Here is a 17,642-nt window from a genome sequence, read left to right on the forward strand (position 1 = left end):
ACAATTATGCCCTTTCAGGGCGCAAATTCAGATTGTCGTTTTTACGTAGGGCGTTGCCCTACGCTATATAATTAAGCCCTTTCAGGGCACTCCGCAAAATTATCATTTAGTTCATTTCAGTACAGTTTTACTCCAATTCAACTACTGATTCGTATAAACCCGTGTTTGAATACTATAATATATCTGTTCCGTCCTTCTATCAGCACACCGGCGTCAGCCCCATCTTCTTAGCCCGCTCCAGCATGAAAGCATGAGCAGCCTCATATTCGTTCGGAATCACTCCATCCAAGATAGCATCCTTTATAGCACTTTTCAGAACACCGACTTCACGACAAGGTTCCAAACCGAAAATCTCCATAATTTCTTCTCCGCTCACGGGTGGCTGGAAGTTACGGACACGGTCTTTCTCCTCCAAATCCTTCAGCTTTTGTCGAACCAACTGGAAGTTATTCAGGAAACGCTGCTTACGTTCCATATTCTTGGAAGTAATATCCGCTTCACAGAGCATCATCAAGTCGTCAATATCATCACCCGCTTCAAAGAGCAGACGGCGTACAGCCGAGTCTGTCACCACATCATCCGCGATAACAATCGGACGCATGTGCAGGCTAACCAGCTTCTGCACGTACTTCATCTTCTCATTCATCGGCAGCTTCATCTTGCGGAAGATATTCGGAATCATCTTTTCACCGATAAAATTATGGTTATGGAACGTCCATCCCGCTTTCGGTTCCCAACGTTTCGTGACAGGCTTGGCAATGTCATGCAGCAAAGCAGCCCAGCGTAACCAAAGGTTATCAGTCTTCTTGCTGATATTATCCAGCACTTCCAATGTATGATAAAAATTATCCTTATGCGAACGTCCGTTCCGTGTTTCCACTCCCTGCAAGGCAGCAAATTCCGGAAAAATCAACGGCAGCAAACCGCTACGTTCCAAATCAATAAAACCTTTTGAGGGAATCGGAGAAAGAATAATCTTATTCAGTTCGTCCGCAATACGTTCACGGGAGATAATTTCAATCCGTTCCTTATTCCGGCAAAGCGATTCGAAAGTATCATCGTCAATGTAAAAGCCCAGCTGCGTAGCAAAACGGATGCAACGCATCATGCGCAAAGGATCATCGCTGAAAGTGATATCCGGGTCGAGCGGAGTGCGGATTGTCTTTTCCTTCATATCCTCCATGCCTCCGAACGGGTCCACCAGTTCGCCGAAACGTGCTTTATTGAGACATACGGCAAGAGCATTGATCGTGAAATCACGACGGTTCTGATCGTCTTCCAGCGTACCGTCTTCAACAATCGGTTTGCGCGAATCCCGTTGATAAGACTCCTTGCGCGCACCTACAAACTCTACTTCCGTACCTCTGTATTTTACTTGTGCTGTCCCGAAATTCTTGAAAACAGAGACATGAGCACCACGTCCCAACCGTTTTCCAAGGGCTTCTGCCATTGCAATTCCACTTCCTACAACTACTACATCTATATCTTTAGAGGGACGTTGCAGAAAAATATCACGAACGTAGCCACCTACCACATAACACTCCATGCCGAGCGCATCAGCCGTTTCGGCTATCTGTCCGAAGATGGGTTCGCTAAAATGCTGCTTCAATTCCTCTTGAGTCAACTCTATCATTCTTTTTAGTTATAAGTTTTGAGGGGACAAAATTACAAAAATAAGGGATATATTTGTATTTTTGCCGCTAATAAAGTGAATGAAGAACAGAACGATGAACAGTGAATGGCAAACGGACACTGCTTATTCATGTAAATAATAAAACTAGTAAATAGAATTTGTGATGAAAAAACTGATTATCCTCTTTTGTGGTACGCTGGCATTAGCTGCCTGCGGAAATGGCCTTGAGAAAAAAGCCAATGAAAAACTGATGGTTGCCAAGGCTGCCTACGAACGTGGCGACTATGAAGAAGCTAAGTTGCAAATTGACAGTATCAAGATTCTGTATCCCAAAGCGTTCGAAGCACGTAAGGCGGGACAGGCACTAATGCTTGATGTTGAAACAAAAGCACAGCAAAAAACACTTGCTTATCTGGATAGCGCCTTTCAGGCAAAAACGAAAGAATTCAACGCCATCAAAGACAAATTCACACTAGAAAAAGATGCCGAATATCAACAAGTAGGCAACTACCTCTGGCCTACACAGACCATTGAGAAAAACATGCACCGTTCGTACCTCCGCTTCCAAGTGAACGAGCAAGGCATCATGAGTATGACCTCTATCTATTGCGGTGCCGGCAATATCCACCACAACAAAGTGAAAGTGATTGCTCCTGACGGCAGTTTTGCCGAAACTCCAAGCTCCAAAGACAGCTACGAAACAACCGATATGAACGAGAAAATAGAAAAAGCTGATTACAAACAGGGAGAAGACGGCAATGTAATCGAATTCCTACATCTCAATAAAGACAAAAATATCCGTGTGGAATATATGGGCGACCGTACCTATAAAACAACGATGAGTCCCACCGACCGACTAGCCGCAGCCAATGTTTATGAATTAGCGCAAATCCTCTCCGCGATGGAACAGATTAAAAAAGAACAAGAGGAAGCTAACCTGAAAATCGGATTTATCAATAAGAAAAAAGAACGGAAAGCACAGGAGGAAATTACCGATTAATAAAAAGGAAACTCCATTTGGCAAAAAGAAAACGATCTGTGCGGAAATGAGATAAATGATTTTTTTATTTTTAGACATAAGAACAAAAGAACATAAAGGCTGCGCTTTGAAAATTATTTTTGTTGCTTATTGAACTGCTATTTTATTTCTTGTTCTTTTGTTCTTCTGTCTGAATTATATTCCCATTTAACTAAAAACCGTCAAAAGAGAAGCTATTTAGCAGAAAAAACCTCGGTCAACAATAAAACTGACGGGAATAGTTGTTATTTTTCATAAACGACAACTATTCCCGTCAAATGTATAATAAGCCTCTTTATTCTCTGCGCGGAAGAAAAGGCGTTTCCTGGTATGGAGAAAAGGCGTAGTCTGCCATCATAAAACGGCGTAGCCTGGTAAGCAAAAACGGCGTATCCTCCACATCCTTATTTTACCCTTCTATTCAATTGATTATTAGCCTTTTCCCGTTTTGATTTTCCAACCCGTTTTCCGGTTGCCTTCTTTTTACCGGCTGCGGACTTTGTCTTTCCGACGAAAGGATTGTTATTTTTTTTGATTGGCATAGACAACACTTATATAAACAGTACTTATATCTGATTCTTGTTCTCTTATTCTCCTTCGTAATATTCGCCCAAAAACCAGCGAGCCACAAAATCCCAGTTTTCCTGCAACAGTTCCTTTCCGTTCTCAAACGGGAACTGTGCTTCCGACAACAGCTCATGTTCCATTCCATATTTCAACAAATCAAACGGGCACAAACCTTCTTCACAAAACAGTTCGTATGCTTCCTCTTCTGCCAGTTCAGCATTGTAAAGCGGGTTGCGTTTGTCCGCAAAATATGGGGCCACATCAGGACCGATCAACAGACCTTTCGGATTGGCGAAAACCACGAAGTTATCAAACTCTTTTAAATCAGGCAACAGAGAATCTTCTTCATCCTCCCACTTCAATGATTGCACAAAGAAAAATTTCAGCGCATCGTAAGAGTCGAAGTACAAAAGCGGTTCACCTTTACTTGCTTCAAGGAAACGCTCAACGTTGGCAGGCATTTTTTCTCCCGGCAAAGCTATCGGTAGAGGCATTCGCTTCTTTTGCATCAATTCCGTTTCCAGCAGCCAGTCGGTCGCAAGGTAATCACTGATAGGAGCCAATTCGAACGCAGCATCCAAACGGTTGTATAATACATCTGCAAACTCCAGCAAATCTGCATCCATCGGGTTCTCCACTCCGTCAAAATCATCACCGATCGGTGAATTGATTGCCCACAAAAGGAAAACAACATCTTCACGATTGATTTCGTCCGGCAGATATTCGTCCGTCAACGTGTAGAAAGGCAGGTAACGTCCGTAGTTTTCCTGATGCCAGTGGATAAATTGACGCCAGTTTCCTCCGTCTGCCACGCAATCTTCCAAGTATAAAGCACACGTCAGAGCCACTTGCTTCTGGTCTTCTTCCATGTCTTTCCCACCATATATATACGATTCAGCCACCAAAGGCAATAGCTGATTAGCAAAATCCAGATACCATTCATCCGTATCCACCGCTTTTACACGGCCGTGAGCATCCAGCCATGCCTTCATATAAATTTTCTGTTGTTTCATACTACAAACGTTTCAAAGCCAGTTTGATAACCTTTTCTACCGGAGCATCCGGTTCTTCCTTCAAGATAGCCAACACCACCTTTTGCGAAGGTGCGGCAGCAAAACCGAGCATTGTCAATGCAGACACCGCCTCTTCCTGCACTTCCGCATTGGCAGCTTGCAGCAACAGACCTGCGGAAGCACCTCCGCCGGCAGGCCCACTCATCGTTTTTATCTTATCTTTCAGGTCGACAATCACCCGTTGCGCAGTCTTCAGCCCGATACCTTTCACCGTTTTCAGCATATTTGCGTTTTCGGTGCTGATTACGTTCACCAGTTCGGCAGGTGAGAGCGCCGAGAGAATCATACGTGCCGTGTTCCCCCCGATTCCGGAGACGGAAATCAACAACAGGAAAATCTCCCTCTCCTGCTTCTCGGCAAATCCGTAAAGCACATAAGCGTCTTCCCGAATCGCCTCGTGAATATATAACTTACAGTTTTTCTTTCCCTGAATAGCCGAATAGGTATTCAAGGATATATTGGCGGCATATCCCACCCCGTTACAGTCAATCACTGCGGTTGCCGGACTTAGTTCGGCAAGTTCGCCTCTAATATATTCTATCATAACAGGGACAAAGATAAAACAATTTCACCACAGAGGACACAGAGGCCACAGAGTTTTTTCGATGCAGCACATCACACCCTGATTTGCTTTCATGCGGACCGGTATTGCCTGCTAGTGAAAAAAAATAAAATATTAAAGCGAATGAACCAAAGTCAGTAGTAAATTGTTTACTTTTGCAAGCAAAAGAAAGAAATTTGTTCATTAAAACCAAGAAAAGAATGAAAAAAGTAAGAGCTGCCATCGTTGGTTATGGTAACATCGGACATTATGTACTGGAAGCGCTTCAGGCGGCACCTGATTTCGAAATAGCCGGAGTCGTTCGTCGTGCAGGAGCAGAGAACAAACCGGAAGAGTTGGCAAACTATGCAGTAGTGAAGGACATAAAAGAGTTGGGGGATGTAGACGTAGCTATTCTTTGCACGCCCACCCGCAGCGTTGAGAAATATGCAAAAGAATATCTGGCAATGGGGATTAATACGGTAGACAGTTTCGATATCCACACTGGTATCGTAGACTTACGCCGCACACTGGATGCTGCCGCCAAAGAACATAAAGCCGTATCGATCATCTCTGCCGGATGGGATCCGGGAAGCGACTCCATCGTGCGCACCATGCTCGAAGCGATTGCTCCGAAAGGAATCACTTACACCAACTTCGGTCCGGGTATGAGCATGGGACACACAGTAGCCGTAAAAGCTATCGACGGGGTAAAAGCCGCTCTTTCCATGACTATTCCTACTGGCACGGGAATCCACCGCCGCATGGTATACATCGAACTGAAAGACGGATATAAATTTGAAGAAGTAGCTGCTGCCATCAAAGCAGATCCTTACTTCGTGAATGATGAAACACACGTGAAACTCGTTCCGAGCGTAGACGCTCTATTGGATATGGGTCACGGTGTAAATCTCACTCGCAAAGGCGTATCCGGCAAAACACAGAATCAGTTGTTCGAATTTAATATGCGCATCAACAACCCCGCACTGACAGCACAAGTGCTAGTATGTGTGGCACGTGCTTCGATGAAGCAACAACCGGGATGCTACACAATGGTAGAAATTCCTGTTATCGACCTTCTCCCCGGCGACCGTGAAGAATGGATCGGACATTTGGTATAATATATTTATACATAAAATAAAAATTAAATAGAGAAAGGCGATACACCTTTCTCTATTTTTTTTCTTTGTGAAGATACTACAAAAAACACAATTATGAGGAAACTGTTCATTCCATCAACCACGACGGTTTCCAACTGGACACCGAGCATTGAGTACGCATCAAAATTTTAAAACCGCAGGGAGTATCATACGCCGATATTTCTTTAAAAAAAGAATAAGGCGAAGAAACGCTTTACGGAAAATAAAGTATCTTTGCGACTCAATATTTTTTGTGACTTAACAATTCAAAAAAGGAACATTGAAGAACAAACGATACAATAATATAGAAGAATGGGCAAATACCCTTAGCCATGGAATAGGTATTCTGCTTGGAATCGTGGCCGGATATTTGTTATTGGAAAAGGCTTCCAAAAATATAGAGCCGCAGTGGGCAGTTGCTTGTGTATCTGTCTACTTGGCGGGGATGCTTTCTTCTTATGTCAGTTCTACGTGGTATCACGGCAGCCGTCCGGGAAAGCTGAAAGAGCTGCTTCGCAAATTCGATCATGGAGCTATCTATTTGCACATTGCCGGAACCTACACTCCTTTTACCCTGCTCGTTCTGCGGCATGCCGGCGGATGGGGATGGGGAATTTTCGCTTTCGTCTGGCTATCGGCTATCGCCGGTTTCATTCTTAGCTTCAAAAAACTGAAAGAACATAGCAATCTCGAAACGGCTTGTTACGTAGGGATGGGCGCCTGTATATTGGTAGCCATGAAACCTTTGTTAGACCATCTGGGAGAACTGGAAGCCACTACCGCTTTCTGGTGGCTGATTGGCGGAGGAGTTTCGTATATCGTGGGAGCTGTATTTTATTCGTTGCGCAAACCATATATGCATGCCACTTTCCACTTGTTTTGTCTGGGAGGCAGCATCGGGCATATCATTGCCATCTGGCTGATTCTATAAGGAATAGTAGGGACAAAAAAAAGGCTATCTATCCCAGACAGCCAATCTTTGTTAACCTTAAATCTAATACTATGAAAAACACAGTACAAAGATACAGACTTTTCGGTTATCTCCAAATTTTCAGGGCAAAGCAGCCTAACTTATAACACGGTTTAATAAAAAGCAGAGGTTCGTTAACGTTTAACGCAATAAAGTTAAAAATTAACGAATCGTTTATTAACTATTTAAATGATTGAATGATCGGACCAAGTAAAAATTGTTGTTGGCGAGTTCCCTGCTAAAAGATAGTGACGCTATCCGATACAAATAGCGACGCTATATGACAATGATACCGTCACTATCTATTCTACGTCAATCGGAGGGCTTACATCCACTTATAGCATATACCAACAATGATTGTTGCCTAATCCGAATTATCTCTAAAGCCTCTCTCTAAAGTTGAAACAAACAAACAGATTCGCCAATTCGTTATATATAAAAGAGTAATTTAAAACAATTATAAAGCATAAATTTATGGACTGGGAAAATCATCTTATAAAGCACCTGCAATGGTCGGACTCCATTATCAACCGGGAAGCCAAAGAACACGTAGCCCGTGAAATTGCCGCCACGGCAAAAGACGGAGATGTGATAGGAGCCGGCTCCGGCTCTACAGTCTATCTAACTCTGTTCGAACTGGCGCGACGGATTCGTGAAGAGCACTTGCATATTGAAGTGATTCCCGCCTCTCAAGAAATCTCGATGACTTGCATACAGCTAGGCATCCCACAAACTACCCTTTGGAACAAGCGCCCCGACTGGACATTTGACGGAGCGGACGAAGTAGACCCACAGCAAAACTTGATTAAAGGACGTGGCGGAGCTATGTTCAAAGAAAAACTGCTCATTAGAAGCAGCCGCAAAACGTTCATCATCATCGACCCCAGCAAGCGCGTCAATCAGTTGGGAAATAAATTTCCCATTCCGGTAGAGGTCTTTCCGGACTCACTAACTTATGTAGAGCATGAGCTGCAACGACTGGGTGCATCAGAAATCGTCCTGCGTCCAGCCCACGGCAAAGACGGGCCTGTCTTTACAGAAAACGGAAATTTCATCCTCGACACTCGTTTTAACTATATTGATTCTTCGCTCGAAGAACAACTCAAAACCATTACCGGTGTCATAGAGAGCGGCCTTTTCATAGGTTATGATGTCGAAGTTATCATGGCAGAGTAAAACAACGTAAACTGGAAAATCGCATTTTGTAAGGAAATGAATTTATTTACCACAGAGGCCCCAGAGGTGAATCTTGTTCATGCCTGTACGGTTTTGATTCTTTTCATTTATATACCGCTATGCACTGTTTCAGCCTATTCTAACAAGGGTATATTCTCACTGCAATGAGAAAAAGTTCTCATTATTATGAGTATTTCTTCTCATTACTATGAGTATTTTTTCTCATTACTATGAGTATTTTTTCTCATAGGGATAAGTATAGTTGAGAAATGTATTTCCCTTAAAACACAGATATTAAAACGTCATCAAACATATTTTTATTCAAAGTCGAAGATAGTTGAAATAATAGGGAAAACACTGGGAAATTCATTAAAAATTCGGGTAGAATATTACCCCCCATCTCAAAATCAATGAGAAAAAGAGACTACTAAATAAACAAGAACAGATAAAGGAAATTTCAATAAAAGAAACCGGAAGAACCGGACAATTTGCGAAAATAGAAACAAAACTACTGAAAAACAATAAGATAGAAGAAGAAAACACGAAAAAACAGGAAGAAAAAAGATCAATAAGTCTTAGCAGAACTTGGTACATTTGCGATTGTAAACTTACCGTCAATATCAGTGATAGTACCAAGGGTAGTGCCATTCACCAATATTGAAGCACCTACGACAGGTTGTCCATCTTCTTCAGAAGTAACCAAACCGGTAACTCTAGATGTCTGCGCTGTCATCAGACCTATACCTATAAAAAGGAAGGTCATTAAGAACATCAATTTTCTTTTCATAAATTCTCTCTTAAATTTAACCTATAAACAGATTTTTTGTCTCTAACAGGTTGCAAAGATAACACTAATTATGACAAACCGGAAAAAGTGTTACGTATTTAACTAAAAAGTATTATTTTGCAAGTTCCCATCTAGTAAAAACCAACAAACTATAACTAGAAATATTCAATTTAATATATTTTAAAATAGAATTTCTATCATAAAGATAGCGTCTAAAAAGATATTTTCAAGATAAAAAGAGCATTATTTCCTCCCAAATGGTATCTTTTTATCATTTTACATCTCCCAAAAGACTAAAGAACTATTAACAATGATGAAAACTGAAACGACCATGTACCAAGTTCTGCTAAAACTTTGCGCATTTCTTATGTAGGAATGATTTCGCAGGACGTTTCCATCAAACCGGGAGTAATAAAAGTCGTATTAAAAAGTGACGCAAAGGCTCTGGATGAGGTTGTAGTGACAGCCATGGGTATCTCGCGTGAAAAGAAAGCACTGGGTTACGCCGTTCAGGACGTAAAATCAGATCAGCTGACACAAGCTGCCAACTCCAATCTGGCAGGAGCGCTGCAAGGTAAAGTATCCGGTTTGGACGTTAAGCCTTCAAGTGGTATGCCAGGAGCTTCTTCACAGATCACCATCCGTGGTGCACGTTCCTTCTCGGGTGACAACACTCCGCTTTACGTTATCGACGGAATGCCGGTAACCAGTACGCCGGACGTTAGTACAGACATACAGAACAATGGTAGTGTGAGCGGAGCCGACTTCGCCAACCGTGCGGTAGATATCGACCCTAATGATATTGAAAGTATCAACATTTTGAAAGGACAGGCTGCTTCTGCACTTTATGGTATCCGTGCTTCCAATGGTGTGATTATTATCACAACCAAAAGTGGTAAAGGGCTGGAAAAAGGCAAACCGCAGGTTAGCTTCTCTTCTAATGTCAGCTTCGATGTAGTAGGTCGTCTGCCGGAGTTCCAGAAAACATACGCACAAGGTTCGGGTGGAAAATTCAGTGCCACATCGGGAACCTCCTGGGGACCTAAGATTTCCGAACTTCCCAACGATGCAACATACGGTGGTAACACGGACAACAAATACACTCAACAGTACGGTAAGCAACAAGGAAAATATTATGTTCCCCAACGTGCATCAGCCGGCCTTGATCCATGGGTCACTCCACAGGCGTATGACAATGCTAAAGAATTCTTCGACACAGGAATCACTTGGAGCAACTCACTGAATGTAGCGCAGATGCTCGACAAAAGCTCCTACTCTATCTCATTGGGAAATACACATCAGGACGGTATTATCTCAAGCACTGGTATGGACAGATATAATGTAAAGGTTAGCGCCGACACCAAACTGACTAACAACTGGAGTTCCGGATTTACAGCTAACTATATCACTACTTCTATCGACAAGGCAGTGACTTCCGGTAACGGTCTGTTGAGAACGGTTTACGCAGCTCCTCCCAGCTATGATCTTGCAGGGATTCCAAGTCACGTAGACGGTAACCAGTACACACAGAATTCTTTCCGTGGTAGCTTTGACAACGCTTATTGGGCGATGGACAACAACAAATTCACAGAAGATACCAACCGTTTCTTCGGAAATGTATACGCAAGCTATCAGACTGATTTCGGTACAACTAACCACAAGTTAAACGCAAAATACATGGTCGGCGTGGATGCTTACACCACTCACTATGTAGACAGCTACGGATACGGTAGTAACACGGGTGGCGGTCGCGGACAGATCGAAAACTACGGCTGGACGAACGCTACATACAACTCTTTGCTGACCATCAACTATGACTGGCACATCAATGAGGACTGGGGACTGAACGCCGTATTGGGTAATGAAATTATCCAAAGCAACAGAAAGAAGTATTATGAATATGGTACGAACTACAACTTCCCGGGATGGAACCACATCAACAACGCCACTACTCAACAGACAGAGGAAGAGACGTGGAAAAACCGCACAGTGGGATTCTTCGGTAACGTATCGGCTTCTTACAAAAATATGCTTTATCTGACCCTCACCGGACGTCAGGACTATGTATCTAACATGCCACGCAACAACCGTTCGTTCTTCTATCCTTCTATTTCAGCAGGTTTTATCCTGACGGAACTGGATGCATTGAAAAACAATGTTGTTAATCACGCTAAATTGAGAGTATCTTATGCGGAAGTAGGACAAGCAGGAGATTTCCTCGAAAACTACTACTCAACTCCGACATACGGAGGTGGTTTCTATATGCTGACTCCAATCATGTATCCGATGAAAGGTACTACCGCCTATACTCCGTACTACACGATTTTTGACCCGAAACTGAAACCACAGAACACACGTTCGTACGAAGTGGGTGCTGATGTGAACTTCCTCGATAACTTAATCACATTCAGTTATACGTACTCACGCCAGAATGTGAAAGACCAGATTTTTGAAGTGCCTTTGGCTTCTTCTACCGGTGCCAGCAAACTGCTCACCAACGGTGGTAAGATTCATACCAACACGCACGAATTCACTCTCGGATTCAACCCCATCCGGACGAAGAATATCAACTGGGATTTTGCATTCAACTGGACGAAAATCGACAACTACGTAGATGAACTGGCACCGGGTGTAGAAAATATCTCTCTGGGTGGTTATGTTACTCCACAGGTACGCGCTTCAGCAGGTGAAAAATTCCCTGTAATCTATGGTGTAGGTTACAAGAGAGATGAAAACGGCAATCGTCTGGTAGACGAAAACGGCCTTCCTATCGCTGGTGAAGCACAGGTAATCGGTAAAGTTTCTCCGGACTTCCTGATGGGATTCAACACCACATTACGCTTATGGAAGTGTACAATCAGCGCAGTACTCGACTGGAAACAGGGTGGTCAGATGTACAGTAGAACAACCGGACTCGCAGACTACTACGGTGTCAGCAAGAGAACGGAAAACCGCGAAGGTACCATCATCTTCGACGGATACAAAACCGATGGAACTAAAAATGATATCGCCATCACTGGCGCAAACGCACAACAGGTATATTACAGCCGTCTGAACGATATTGACGAATCTTCAGTATATGACAACTCTTTCATCAAACTGCGTGAAGTGGCTGTCAACTACAAAATTCTTCAAAAACGTTCAATGGAACTTTCTGTAAACGCATTTGCCAGAAATATCCTAATCTGGGCTCAATTGCCTGACCTCGATCCGGAAGCCAGTCAGGGTAACAACAACATGGCAGGAGCATTTGAAGATTATTCAATGCCGCAAACAGCTAGTTTCGGCTTTGGTTTCAACATTAAATTTTAATCTGCAAGACAATGAAAAAATATAAATCAATAGGAAAATTGCTGGCAGTTTCTTTCTTGACTGCTGCCATTGCTTCTGCTTGTACGGAAGATGCAATGGATAAAATCAATGAAAACCCTAACAATCCGCTGGATGCGCCCGCTAAGTTTTTGATTACAGACTTAGGTGTAAACACTGGATTCAGCACTGTGGGAGGGGATTTTTCACTCTATTCCTCTGTTTACATAGAACATGAAACGGGTATATCAAACCAGCTTTACCGTGCGGAAGTACGTAGCGGAGAGCCTACAACGGCTACTACTTACAATAACGCATGGATCAACGTCTACGCAAATATCAAGAACGCTAAAATCGTTATCAAGAAGTGCGAAGAAGATCCCTCGGAAAAAGGAAATGTAGTGACGGAAGCAATTGCTAAAATCTTGCTCGCCTACAACGGAGCTGTGGCAGCCGATGTATTTGGAAATACACCGTACAGCCAGACTGGTATCCTTAACCCGGACGGCACACCAATGTATATGCAGCCTAAAATAGATACGCAGGAAAGCATTTACCAGGAAGTGATGCAGAATCTGGATGATGCTATCACTCTACTGAATAACGGTACTGCCAAAGATACAGGCTTGTCCGGTGCAGTCGGTTCTAAAGACTTGATCTATGGTTCAAACACCAGTACACAAGCAAGTATGTGGCTCAAGACAGCTTATGCGTTAAAAGCACGTTATACAATGCGTTTGCTCAATAAAAGTGCCAACAAGACAACAGACCTTCAGAATATTCTCACTTATGTGAGCAAATCATTTGCTAATGCAAGTGAAGAATGTAAACTAGCTATTTATGATGCTGACTCACAACTAAATCCGCTTTGGGCATTTAGCTACAGCCGTAACAGTTTGGCAGCTAGTGCAAGCCTGATTGAAAAATTTGTTGAACGCAATGACCCTAGAGCACCGCAAGCGTTTCTGGAACCCGACCCCAGCGGAGACTTCCCTGCTGGTTATGCAAGTGTACGCAAGCTACAGACATCGCAAGTATCAAAGCAGCTCCTAACGGAACCCCGCAAGAGTTGCAGAACAATTATGGTATGTCAATGATATCATGGGCAATGTCGGCTCCGACTCTTTTAATCAGTTATCATGAAGTGAAATTCCTCGAAGCAGAAGCATTATGCCGCTTGGGAGGCAGACTGGATGAAGCTAAGAGTGCTTTAAAAGCTGCAATCACTGCCGGATTCGAGAATCTGGAAAACTCAATTATAGATGCCGCTGACACTTGGGTAGCTGATGGCGACAGTGATTTGGGTGCAGATGTAGCAGAAACCTATTTCACGGATGAAGTAGAACCGTTATTCGATGCCAACCCTCTGCAAGAGACAATGATACAGAAGTATCTCGCCTTCTTCGGTGCATCCGGCGAATCACTGGAAGCTATAACGACTACCGTCGTTTGAAAGGTGCAGGAGAAAACTTCATTGTACTGAAGAACCCGCTGAACAACAATAAGTTCCCATTGCGCTTCGGTTATGGAGCAGACGACGTATTGGCAAATCCTGAAGTGAAAGCTGCTTTCGGTGATGGCCAGTATGTATATAGCGAAGCTGTCTGGTGGGCCGGCGGAAACAAATAATGAACTTAAAATCTCTCAAAGGAGAGACTTTACATAGAGTCGTTTCTGTACTCTAACAAATTAACAGAGGCGAACAAAAATAGGCCAACCGTGAGGTTCGCCTATTTTATTTTATCCAATTTCATCAGATGAATGCTCAAATATAATAGAGAAAAAGGAATATTCAACGGCATCTTTTACATACCATTTTTCTACCCAATCATACTCTTTTTCTACGCTATTCCGTATTTAACGTTTAAGCATCTTTTAAATAAATTAAAAAAATTCCCGTACGAATCAATTTCACCACTGCAAATCGGGTAGATATTTGCTTAAAGTAGTGCGGAGAATACTCAAAGTAATAGGTTTCACCAACACTTCAGTTGCTCCTGCGTTCATTGCGTTTTCCTTATCCGAGCTGAAAGCATAAGCTGTCTGCATGATAATAGGAATTTCGGTATTAGACTCACGAATTATCTTCGTTGCCTCCAACCCGTTCATCACCGGCATCTTGATATCCATCAGCATTGCTTTGGTTCTTTCCTGATGCTGTTGAAACAACTCCACCATTTCCTGCCCATTTTTAGCCCACTCGATATCACACTTTTTGCCTATGATAGCCTTGATTAATTTAAAGTTGCTGTCATCGTCTTCAGCTACTAAAATTAAGGGTCTGAATTCATTCATTTGTTCGCTTTCCATATCGCTTATATATTGTTTTTTTATCTGTTTTTTGAGATTAATCTCCCTTTTCAGCCCGCAAGTTATAAAAAAGATTCATATATTTCGCTATCTTTGCGCCTCAATTTAAAAGAATAGTATGATTTCTGTTGACGGACTAGCCGTAGAGTTTGGCGGCACTACTTTATTTAGTGATATTTCTTTCGTAATTAATGAAAAAGACCGCATCGCACTGATGGGTAAAAATGGGGCGGGAAAAAGTACGCTGCTGAAAATTTTGGCAGGCGCACGACAACCGACACGTGGAAAAGTTTCCGCGCCCAAAGATTGCGTAGTAGCCTATCTGCCTCAACATCTGATGACGGAAGACGGAAGAACAGTGTTTGACGAAACGGCACAAGCTTTTTCACATCTACATGAAATGGAAGCGCAGATTGAAAAACTGAACAAAGAGCTCGAGACACGGACGGACTACGAGAGCGACAGTTACATGGCGCTGATTGAAGAAGTGTCTGCCTTGAGCGAGAAGTTTTATTCGATTGACGCAACTAATTATGAAGAGGATGTGGAAAAGGCATTGCTCGGATTAGGGTTCACCCGGAGCGATTTTCAACGCCAGACGAGTGATTTCAGCGGTGGATGGCGGATGCGCATCGAGCTCGCTAAGTTGCTGTTGCAGAAACCGGACGTACTCTTGCTCGATGAGCCGACGAATCATCTGGATATTGAATCTATTCAATGGTTGGAAGATTTCCTTATTAATAACGGGAAAGCAGTTATCGTAATCAGCCACGACCGCAAATTCGTGGATAATATTACAACACGCACCATCGAAGTGACGATGGGACGTATTTATGATTATAAAGTGAACTATTCCCAATATCTGCAACTGCGTAAGGATCGCCGCGAACAGCAGCAGAAGGCATACGACGAGCAGCAGAAGTTTATTGCTGAAACGAAGGAGTTCATCGAACGATTCAAAGGAACATATTCAAAGACGTTGCAGGTACAGAGCCGCGTCAAAATGCTGGAAAAGCTGGAATTGCTCGAAGTCGATGAGGAGGATACTTCTGCATTGCGACTGAAATTCCCGCCTTCACCCCGTTCGGGCAGTTATCCAGTTATCATGGAAGGTGTTGGAAAGGCATACGGAGAGAAAGTGGTGTTCCGCAACGCTAACCTGACGATTGAGCGTGGTGATAAAGTAGCTTTTGTCGGTAAAAACGGTGAAGGTAAATCTACACTCGTGAAATGTATCATGAAGGAAATCGAACATGACGGTACACTGACTCTAGGACATAATGTACAAATCGGATATTTCGCTCAAAATCAGGCTTCGTTGATGGATGAAAACCTGACAGTTTTCCAAACGATTGATGATGTAGCCAAGGGGGATATCCGGAACAAGATTCGTGATTTACTGGGTGCCTTCATGTTTGGTGGTCCCGAGGAATCAATGAAGAAGGTGAAAGTACTTTCGGGTGGGGAGCGTACCCGCCTTGCCATGATTAAATTGCTGTTGGAACCTGTCAACCTCCTGATCCTGGATGAGCCGACGAATCATCTGGACATGAAAACGAAAGATATCCTGAAACAGGCATTGCTGGATTTTGACGGCACGCTGATTGTTGTTTCACACGACCGTGACTTCCTCGACGGACTGGTGACCAAGGTATATGAGTTCGGTAATCAAAAGGTGACGGAACATCTTTGCGGCATCTACGAGTTCCTCGAAAAGAAAAAAATGGATTCGTTGCAAGAACTGGAAAAGAAATAATAAATAATAAAAAGAGGGTATCGGCTGCAGGCGGAATAAAAGTATTTGTATATTTGCAACATCATTTATAACAGGCAGTTAGAAAAAAATGGATGAAACAAGGCAGTTATACATTATAAGCGGATGTAACGGAGCTGGTAAAACAACAGCTTCCTACACTGTACTGCCTGAAATTTTATTATGCAAAGAGTTCGTTAATGCGGATGAAATCGCCAAAGGTTTATCACCGTTCAATCCGGAAAGTATGGCTATAGAAGCCGGCCGTCTGATGTTGAAACGTATTAATGAACTATTAGCTGCTAAAGTAAGTTTCTCTATTGAAACAACATTGGCAACCCGTTCATACACCCGGCTCATTCAAAGAGCACAAAATGCCGGATATAAAGTCAGCTTGATTTATTTCTGGCTGAATTCTCCGGAACTTGCCGTCAACCGTGTGTTACAACGGGTCAATGAAGGGGGACATAATGTACCGATGGACGTTATCTACCGCCGATATCAGGCAGGCATTAACAATCTGTTTCAGATTTATATGCCGCGTGTAGACTATTGGCTGTTAGCCGATAACAGTATTTCTCCTCGAGTAATTGTAGCCGAAGGTTACCAACATGGCGAGGATCGAATATATGAACTTGAACTTTTTAAATGCATCAAGAATTATGTCAAATAATGAAATGCAAGAATTGAGCGATAAATTACGACGCGGTCTTCAGCTGGCAGAAAAGCGATTGCTGGAAAAAAATGCTCGCAATGGTAAACTCCTTAGTCAGGGAACACCAGATGGAAAAGTAATTTATGTATCAGCAACAGAATTGCTGGAACGTTTGCAAGAGAAAGAAAAGGAATCAATAAAAAAATAAATTCTCTAAAAGAAGGATGAAAGGGAAGAAACGAATAATAGTAACTCTGCTGTTTTTAATCAACATTATAATGTTGGTGGCAGCCGTTATTCCCCATCATCATCACCCCAACGGAATGATTTGCATGAAGCAGGACTTGCCTGTAGAACAGCAATGTCCCACGCATCATCATCACCCGGGAAACGATTCATGTTGCAGCAGCGAATGTATGACTCGTTTCTACTCTCCCACTCCATCCGTACATACGGATAGCGGACCGGATTATGTATTCATCGCTACCCTGTTCACGGATGTAATCATCGAACATCTATTACGGCCACAAGAGAGACGGATTAAGAACTATTACGTCTACCGAGACTCTCTGCATGGCACGGATATACACCGTGCCACTCCTCTTCGTGCCCCTCCCTACTCTGTTTTTGCGTAAAAGCGTAAATGCAAATCAGTTGCATTTGCGTTACCTTATCTTTGTAGCGTAAAAAAACAGTAAAATTTAGTAGGAA

Annotated in this window: 13 protein-coding genes and 2 pseudogenes; 10 read left to right on the plus strand and 5 right to left on the minus strand. The window is 42.9% G+C overall.

What is annotated here, in order from left to right:
• Positions 1 to 199: 199 nt before the first annotated feature.
• A complete protein-coding gene (locus DXA05_RS12255; protein WP_118218452.1) occupies positions 200 to 1,633 on the minus strand; it encodes an HD domain-containing protein in 1,434 nt (477 codons plus the stop codon).
• A gap of 163 nt (positions 1,634 to 1,796) precedes the next feature.
• Here DXA05_RS12255 and DXA05_RS12260 point away from each other — a divergent pair, with 163 nt between their 5' ends.
• The gene (locus tag DXA05_RS12260) at positions 1,797 to 2,633 is read left to right on the plus strand and encodes a hypothetical protein (protein ID WP_128859201.1); all 837 of its coding nucleotides are present in this window, start codon (positions 1,797 to 1,799) and stop codon (positions 2,631 to 2,633) included.
• A 605-nt stretch (positions 2,634 to 3,238) separates the two neighbouring features.
• Here the strand turns inward: DXA05_RS12260 and DXA05_RS12265 are convergent.
• Both DXA05_RS12265 and ruvA read right to left on the minus strand, forming a co-directional pair.
• Positions 3,239 to 4,231: a DUF3843 family protein gene (locus tag DXA05_RS12265; protein WP_120068910.1), complete on the minus strand. Its 993-nt coding sequence runs from the start codon at positions 4,229 to 4,231 to the stop codon at positions 3,239 to 3,241.
• 1 nt (position 4,232) lies between these two features.
• A complete protein-coding gene (gene ruvA, locus DXA05_RS12270; protein ID WP_120068915.1) occupies positions 4,233 to 4,835 on the minus strand; it encodes a Holliday junction branch migration protein RuvA in 603 nt (200 codons plus the stop codon).
• Positions 4,836 to 5,053: 218 nt separating this feature from the next.
• On the opposite strand from ruvA, the gene DXA05_RS12275 reads away from it, so the two are divergent.
• The 3 genes from DXA05_RS12275 (at position 5,054) to rpiA (ending at position 8,117) form a co-directional block, all read left to right on the plus strand.
• Complete coding sequence (locus tag DXA05_RS12275) at positions 5,054 to 5,953, plus strand: diaminopimelate dehydrogenase (protein ID WP_055236482.1); 900 nt, start codon at positions 5,054 to 5,056, stop codon at positions 5,951 to 5,953.
• Between the two features lie 298 nt (positions 5,954 to 6,251).
• On the plus strand, positions 6,252 to 6,902 hold the full coding sequence (locus tag DXA05_RS12280) for a hemolysin III family protein (RefSeq protein ID WP_074707791.1): 651 nt from the start codon (positions 6,252 to 6,254) through the stop codon (positions 6,900 to 6,902).
• Between the two features lie 513 nt (positions 6,903 to 7,415).
• The gene (gene rpiA / locus DXA05_RS12290; protein WP_049702130.1) at positions 7,416 to 8,117 is read left to right on the plus strand and encodes a ribose 5-phosphate isomerase A; all 702 of its coding nucleotides are present in this window, start codon (positions 7,416 to 7,418) and stop codon (positions 8,115 to 8,117) included.
• A 565-nt stretch (positions 8,118 to 8,682) separates the two neighbouring features.
• On the opposite strand, the gene DXA05_RS12295 is transcribed toward rpiA, so the two are convergent.
• Positions 8,683 to 8,904: a carboxypeptidase-like regulatory domain-containing protein gene (locus DXA05_RS12295; protein WP_008024747.1), complete on the minus strand. Its 222-nt coding sequence runs from the start codon at positions 8,902 to 8,904 to the stop codon at positions 8,683 to 8,685.
• A 342-nt stretch (positions 8,905 to 9,246) separates the two neighbouring features.
• Here DXA05_RS12295 and DXA05_RS12300 point away from each other — a divergent pair.
• Together DXA05_RS12300 and DXA05_RS12305 are read left to right on the plus strand one after the other, a co-directional pair.
• Positions 9,247 to 12,216: pseudogene (locus DXA05_RS12300) on the plus strand (SusC/RagA family TonB-linked outer membrane protein); the annotation flags it as partial.
• Positions 12,217 to 12,227: 11 nt separating this feature from the next.
• Positions 12,228 to 13,842: pseudogene (locus DXA05_RS12305) on the plus strand (SusD/RagB family nutrient-binding outer membrane lipoprotein).
• A gap of 282 nt (positions 13,843 to 14,124) precedes the next feature.
• On the opposite strand, the gene DXA05_RS12310 reads toward DXA05_RS12305, so the two are convergent.
• Entirely contained in the window at positions 14,125 to 14,523 is a 399-nt protein-coding gene (locus DXA05_RS12310; RefSeq protein ID WP_004314143.1) for a response regulator, read from the minus strand.
• A 118-nt stretch (positions 14,524 to 14,641) separates the two neighbouring features.
• On the opposite strand from DXA05_RS12310, the gene DXA05_RS12315 reads away from it, so the two are divergent.
• The 4 genes from DXA05_RS12315 (at position 14,642) to DXA05_RS12330 (ending at position 17,566) form a co-directional block, all read left to right on the plus strand.
• The gene (locus DXA05_RS12315; protein WP_004314142.1) at positions 14,642 to 16,279 is read left to right on the plus strand and encodes an ABC-F family ATP-binding cassette domain-containing protein; all 1,638 of its coding nucleotides are present in this window, start codon (positions 14,642 to 14,644) and stop codon (positions 16,277 to 16,279) included.
• Positions 16,280 to 16,367: 88 nt separating this feature from the next.
• A complete protein-coding gene (locus tag DXA05_RS12320) occupies positions 16,368 to 16,949 on the plus strand; it encodes a zeta toxin family protein (RefSeq protein WP_004314141.1) in 582 nt (193 codons plus the stop codon).
• Positions 16,939 to 17,139 (plus strand): hypothetical protein, encoded by a 201-nt coding sequence (locus DXA05_RS12325; RefSeq protein WP_004314140.1) that lies wholly within the window; start codon positions 16,939 to 16,941, stop codon positions 17,137 to 17,139. Before DXA05_RS12320 ends, DXA05_RS12325 begins: the two co-directional genes overlap by 11 nt.
• 16 nt (positions 17,140 to 17,155) lie before the next feature.
• Positions 17,156 to 17,566 carry a DUF6769 family protein gene (locus DXA05_RS12330; RefSeq protein ID WP_008024755.1) on the plus strand — a complete coding sequence of 137 codons (411 nt, stop codon included), beginning with the start codon at positions 17,156 to 17,158 and terminating at the stop codon, positions 17,564 to 17,566.
• Positions 17,567 to 17,642: the final 76 nt, after the last annotated feature.

Origin of the sequence: Bacteroides sp. AM54-2NS, assembly GCF_003602935.1 — a bacterium.
Lineage (GTDB): Bacteria > Bacteroidota > Bacteroidia > Bacteroidales > Bacteroidaceae > Bacteroides > Bacteroides xylanisolvens.

Bases quoted from the DNA above. Each gene is read 5' to 3' on its own strand.
- DXA05_RS12255 (WP_118218452.1), bottom strand. From the start codon at position 1,633: ATGATAGAGTTGACTCAAGAGGAATTGAAGCAGCATTTTAGCGAACCC.
- DXA05_RS12260 (WP_128859201.1), top strand. From the start codon at position 1,797: ATGAAAAAACTGATTATCCTCTTTTGTGGTACGCTGGCATTAGCTGCC.
- DXA05_RS12265 (WP_120068910.1), bottom strand. From the start codon at position 4,231: ATGAAACAACAGAAAATTTATATGAAGGCATGGCTGGATGCTCACGGC.
- ruvA (WP_120068915.1), bottom strand. From the start codon at position 4,835: ATGATAGAATATATTAGAGGCGAACTTGCCGAACTAAGTCCGGCAACC.
- DXA05_RS12275 (WP_055236482.1), top strand. From the start codon at position 5,054: ATGAAAAAAGTAAGAGCTGCCATCGTTGGTTATGGTAACATCGGACAT.
- rpiA (WP_049702130.1), top strand. From the start codon at position 7,416: ATGGACTGGGAAAATCATCTTATAAAGCACCTGCAATGGTCGGACTCC.
- DXA05_RS12295 (WP_008024747.1), bottom strand. From the start codon at position 8,904: ATGAAAAGAAAATTGATGTTCTTAATGACCTTCCTTTTTATAGGTATA.
- DXA05_RS12310 (WP_004314143.1), bottom strand. From the start codon at position 14,523: ATGGAAAGCGAACAAATGAATGAATTCAGACCCTTAATTTTAGTAGCT.
- DXA05_RS12315 (WP_004314142.1), top strand. From the start codon at position 14,642: ATGATTTCTGTTGACGGACTAGCCGTAGAGTTTGGCGGCACTACTTTA.
- DXA05_RS12320 (WP_004314141.1), top strand. From the start codon at position 16,368: ATGGATGAAACAAGGCAGTTATACATTATAAGCGGATGTAACGGAGCT.
- DXA05_RS12325 (WP_004314140.1), top strand. From the start codon at position 16,939: ATGTCAAATAATGAAATGCAAGAATTGAGCGATAAATTACGACGCGGT.
- DXA05_RS12330 (WP_008024755.1), top strand. From the start codon at position 17,156: ATGAAAGGGAAGAAACGAATAATAGTAACTCTGCTGTTTTTAATCAAC.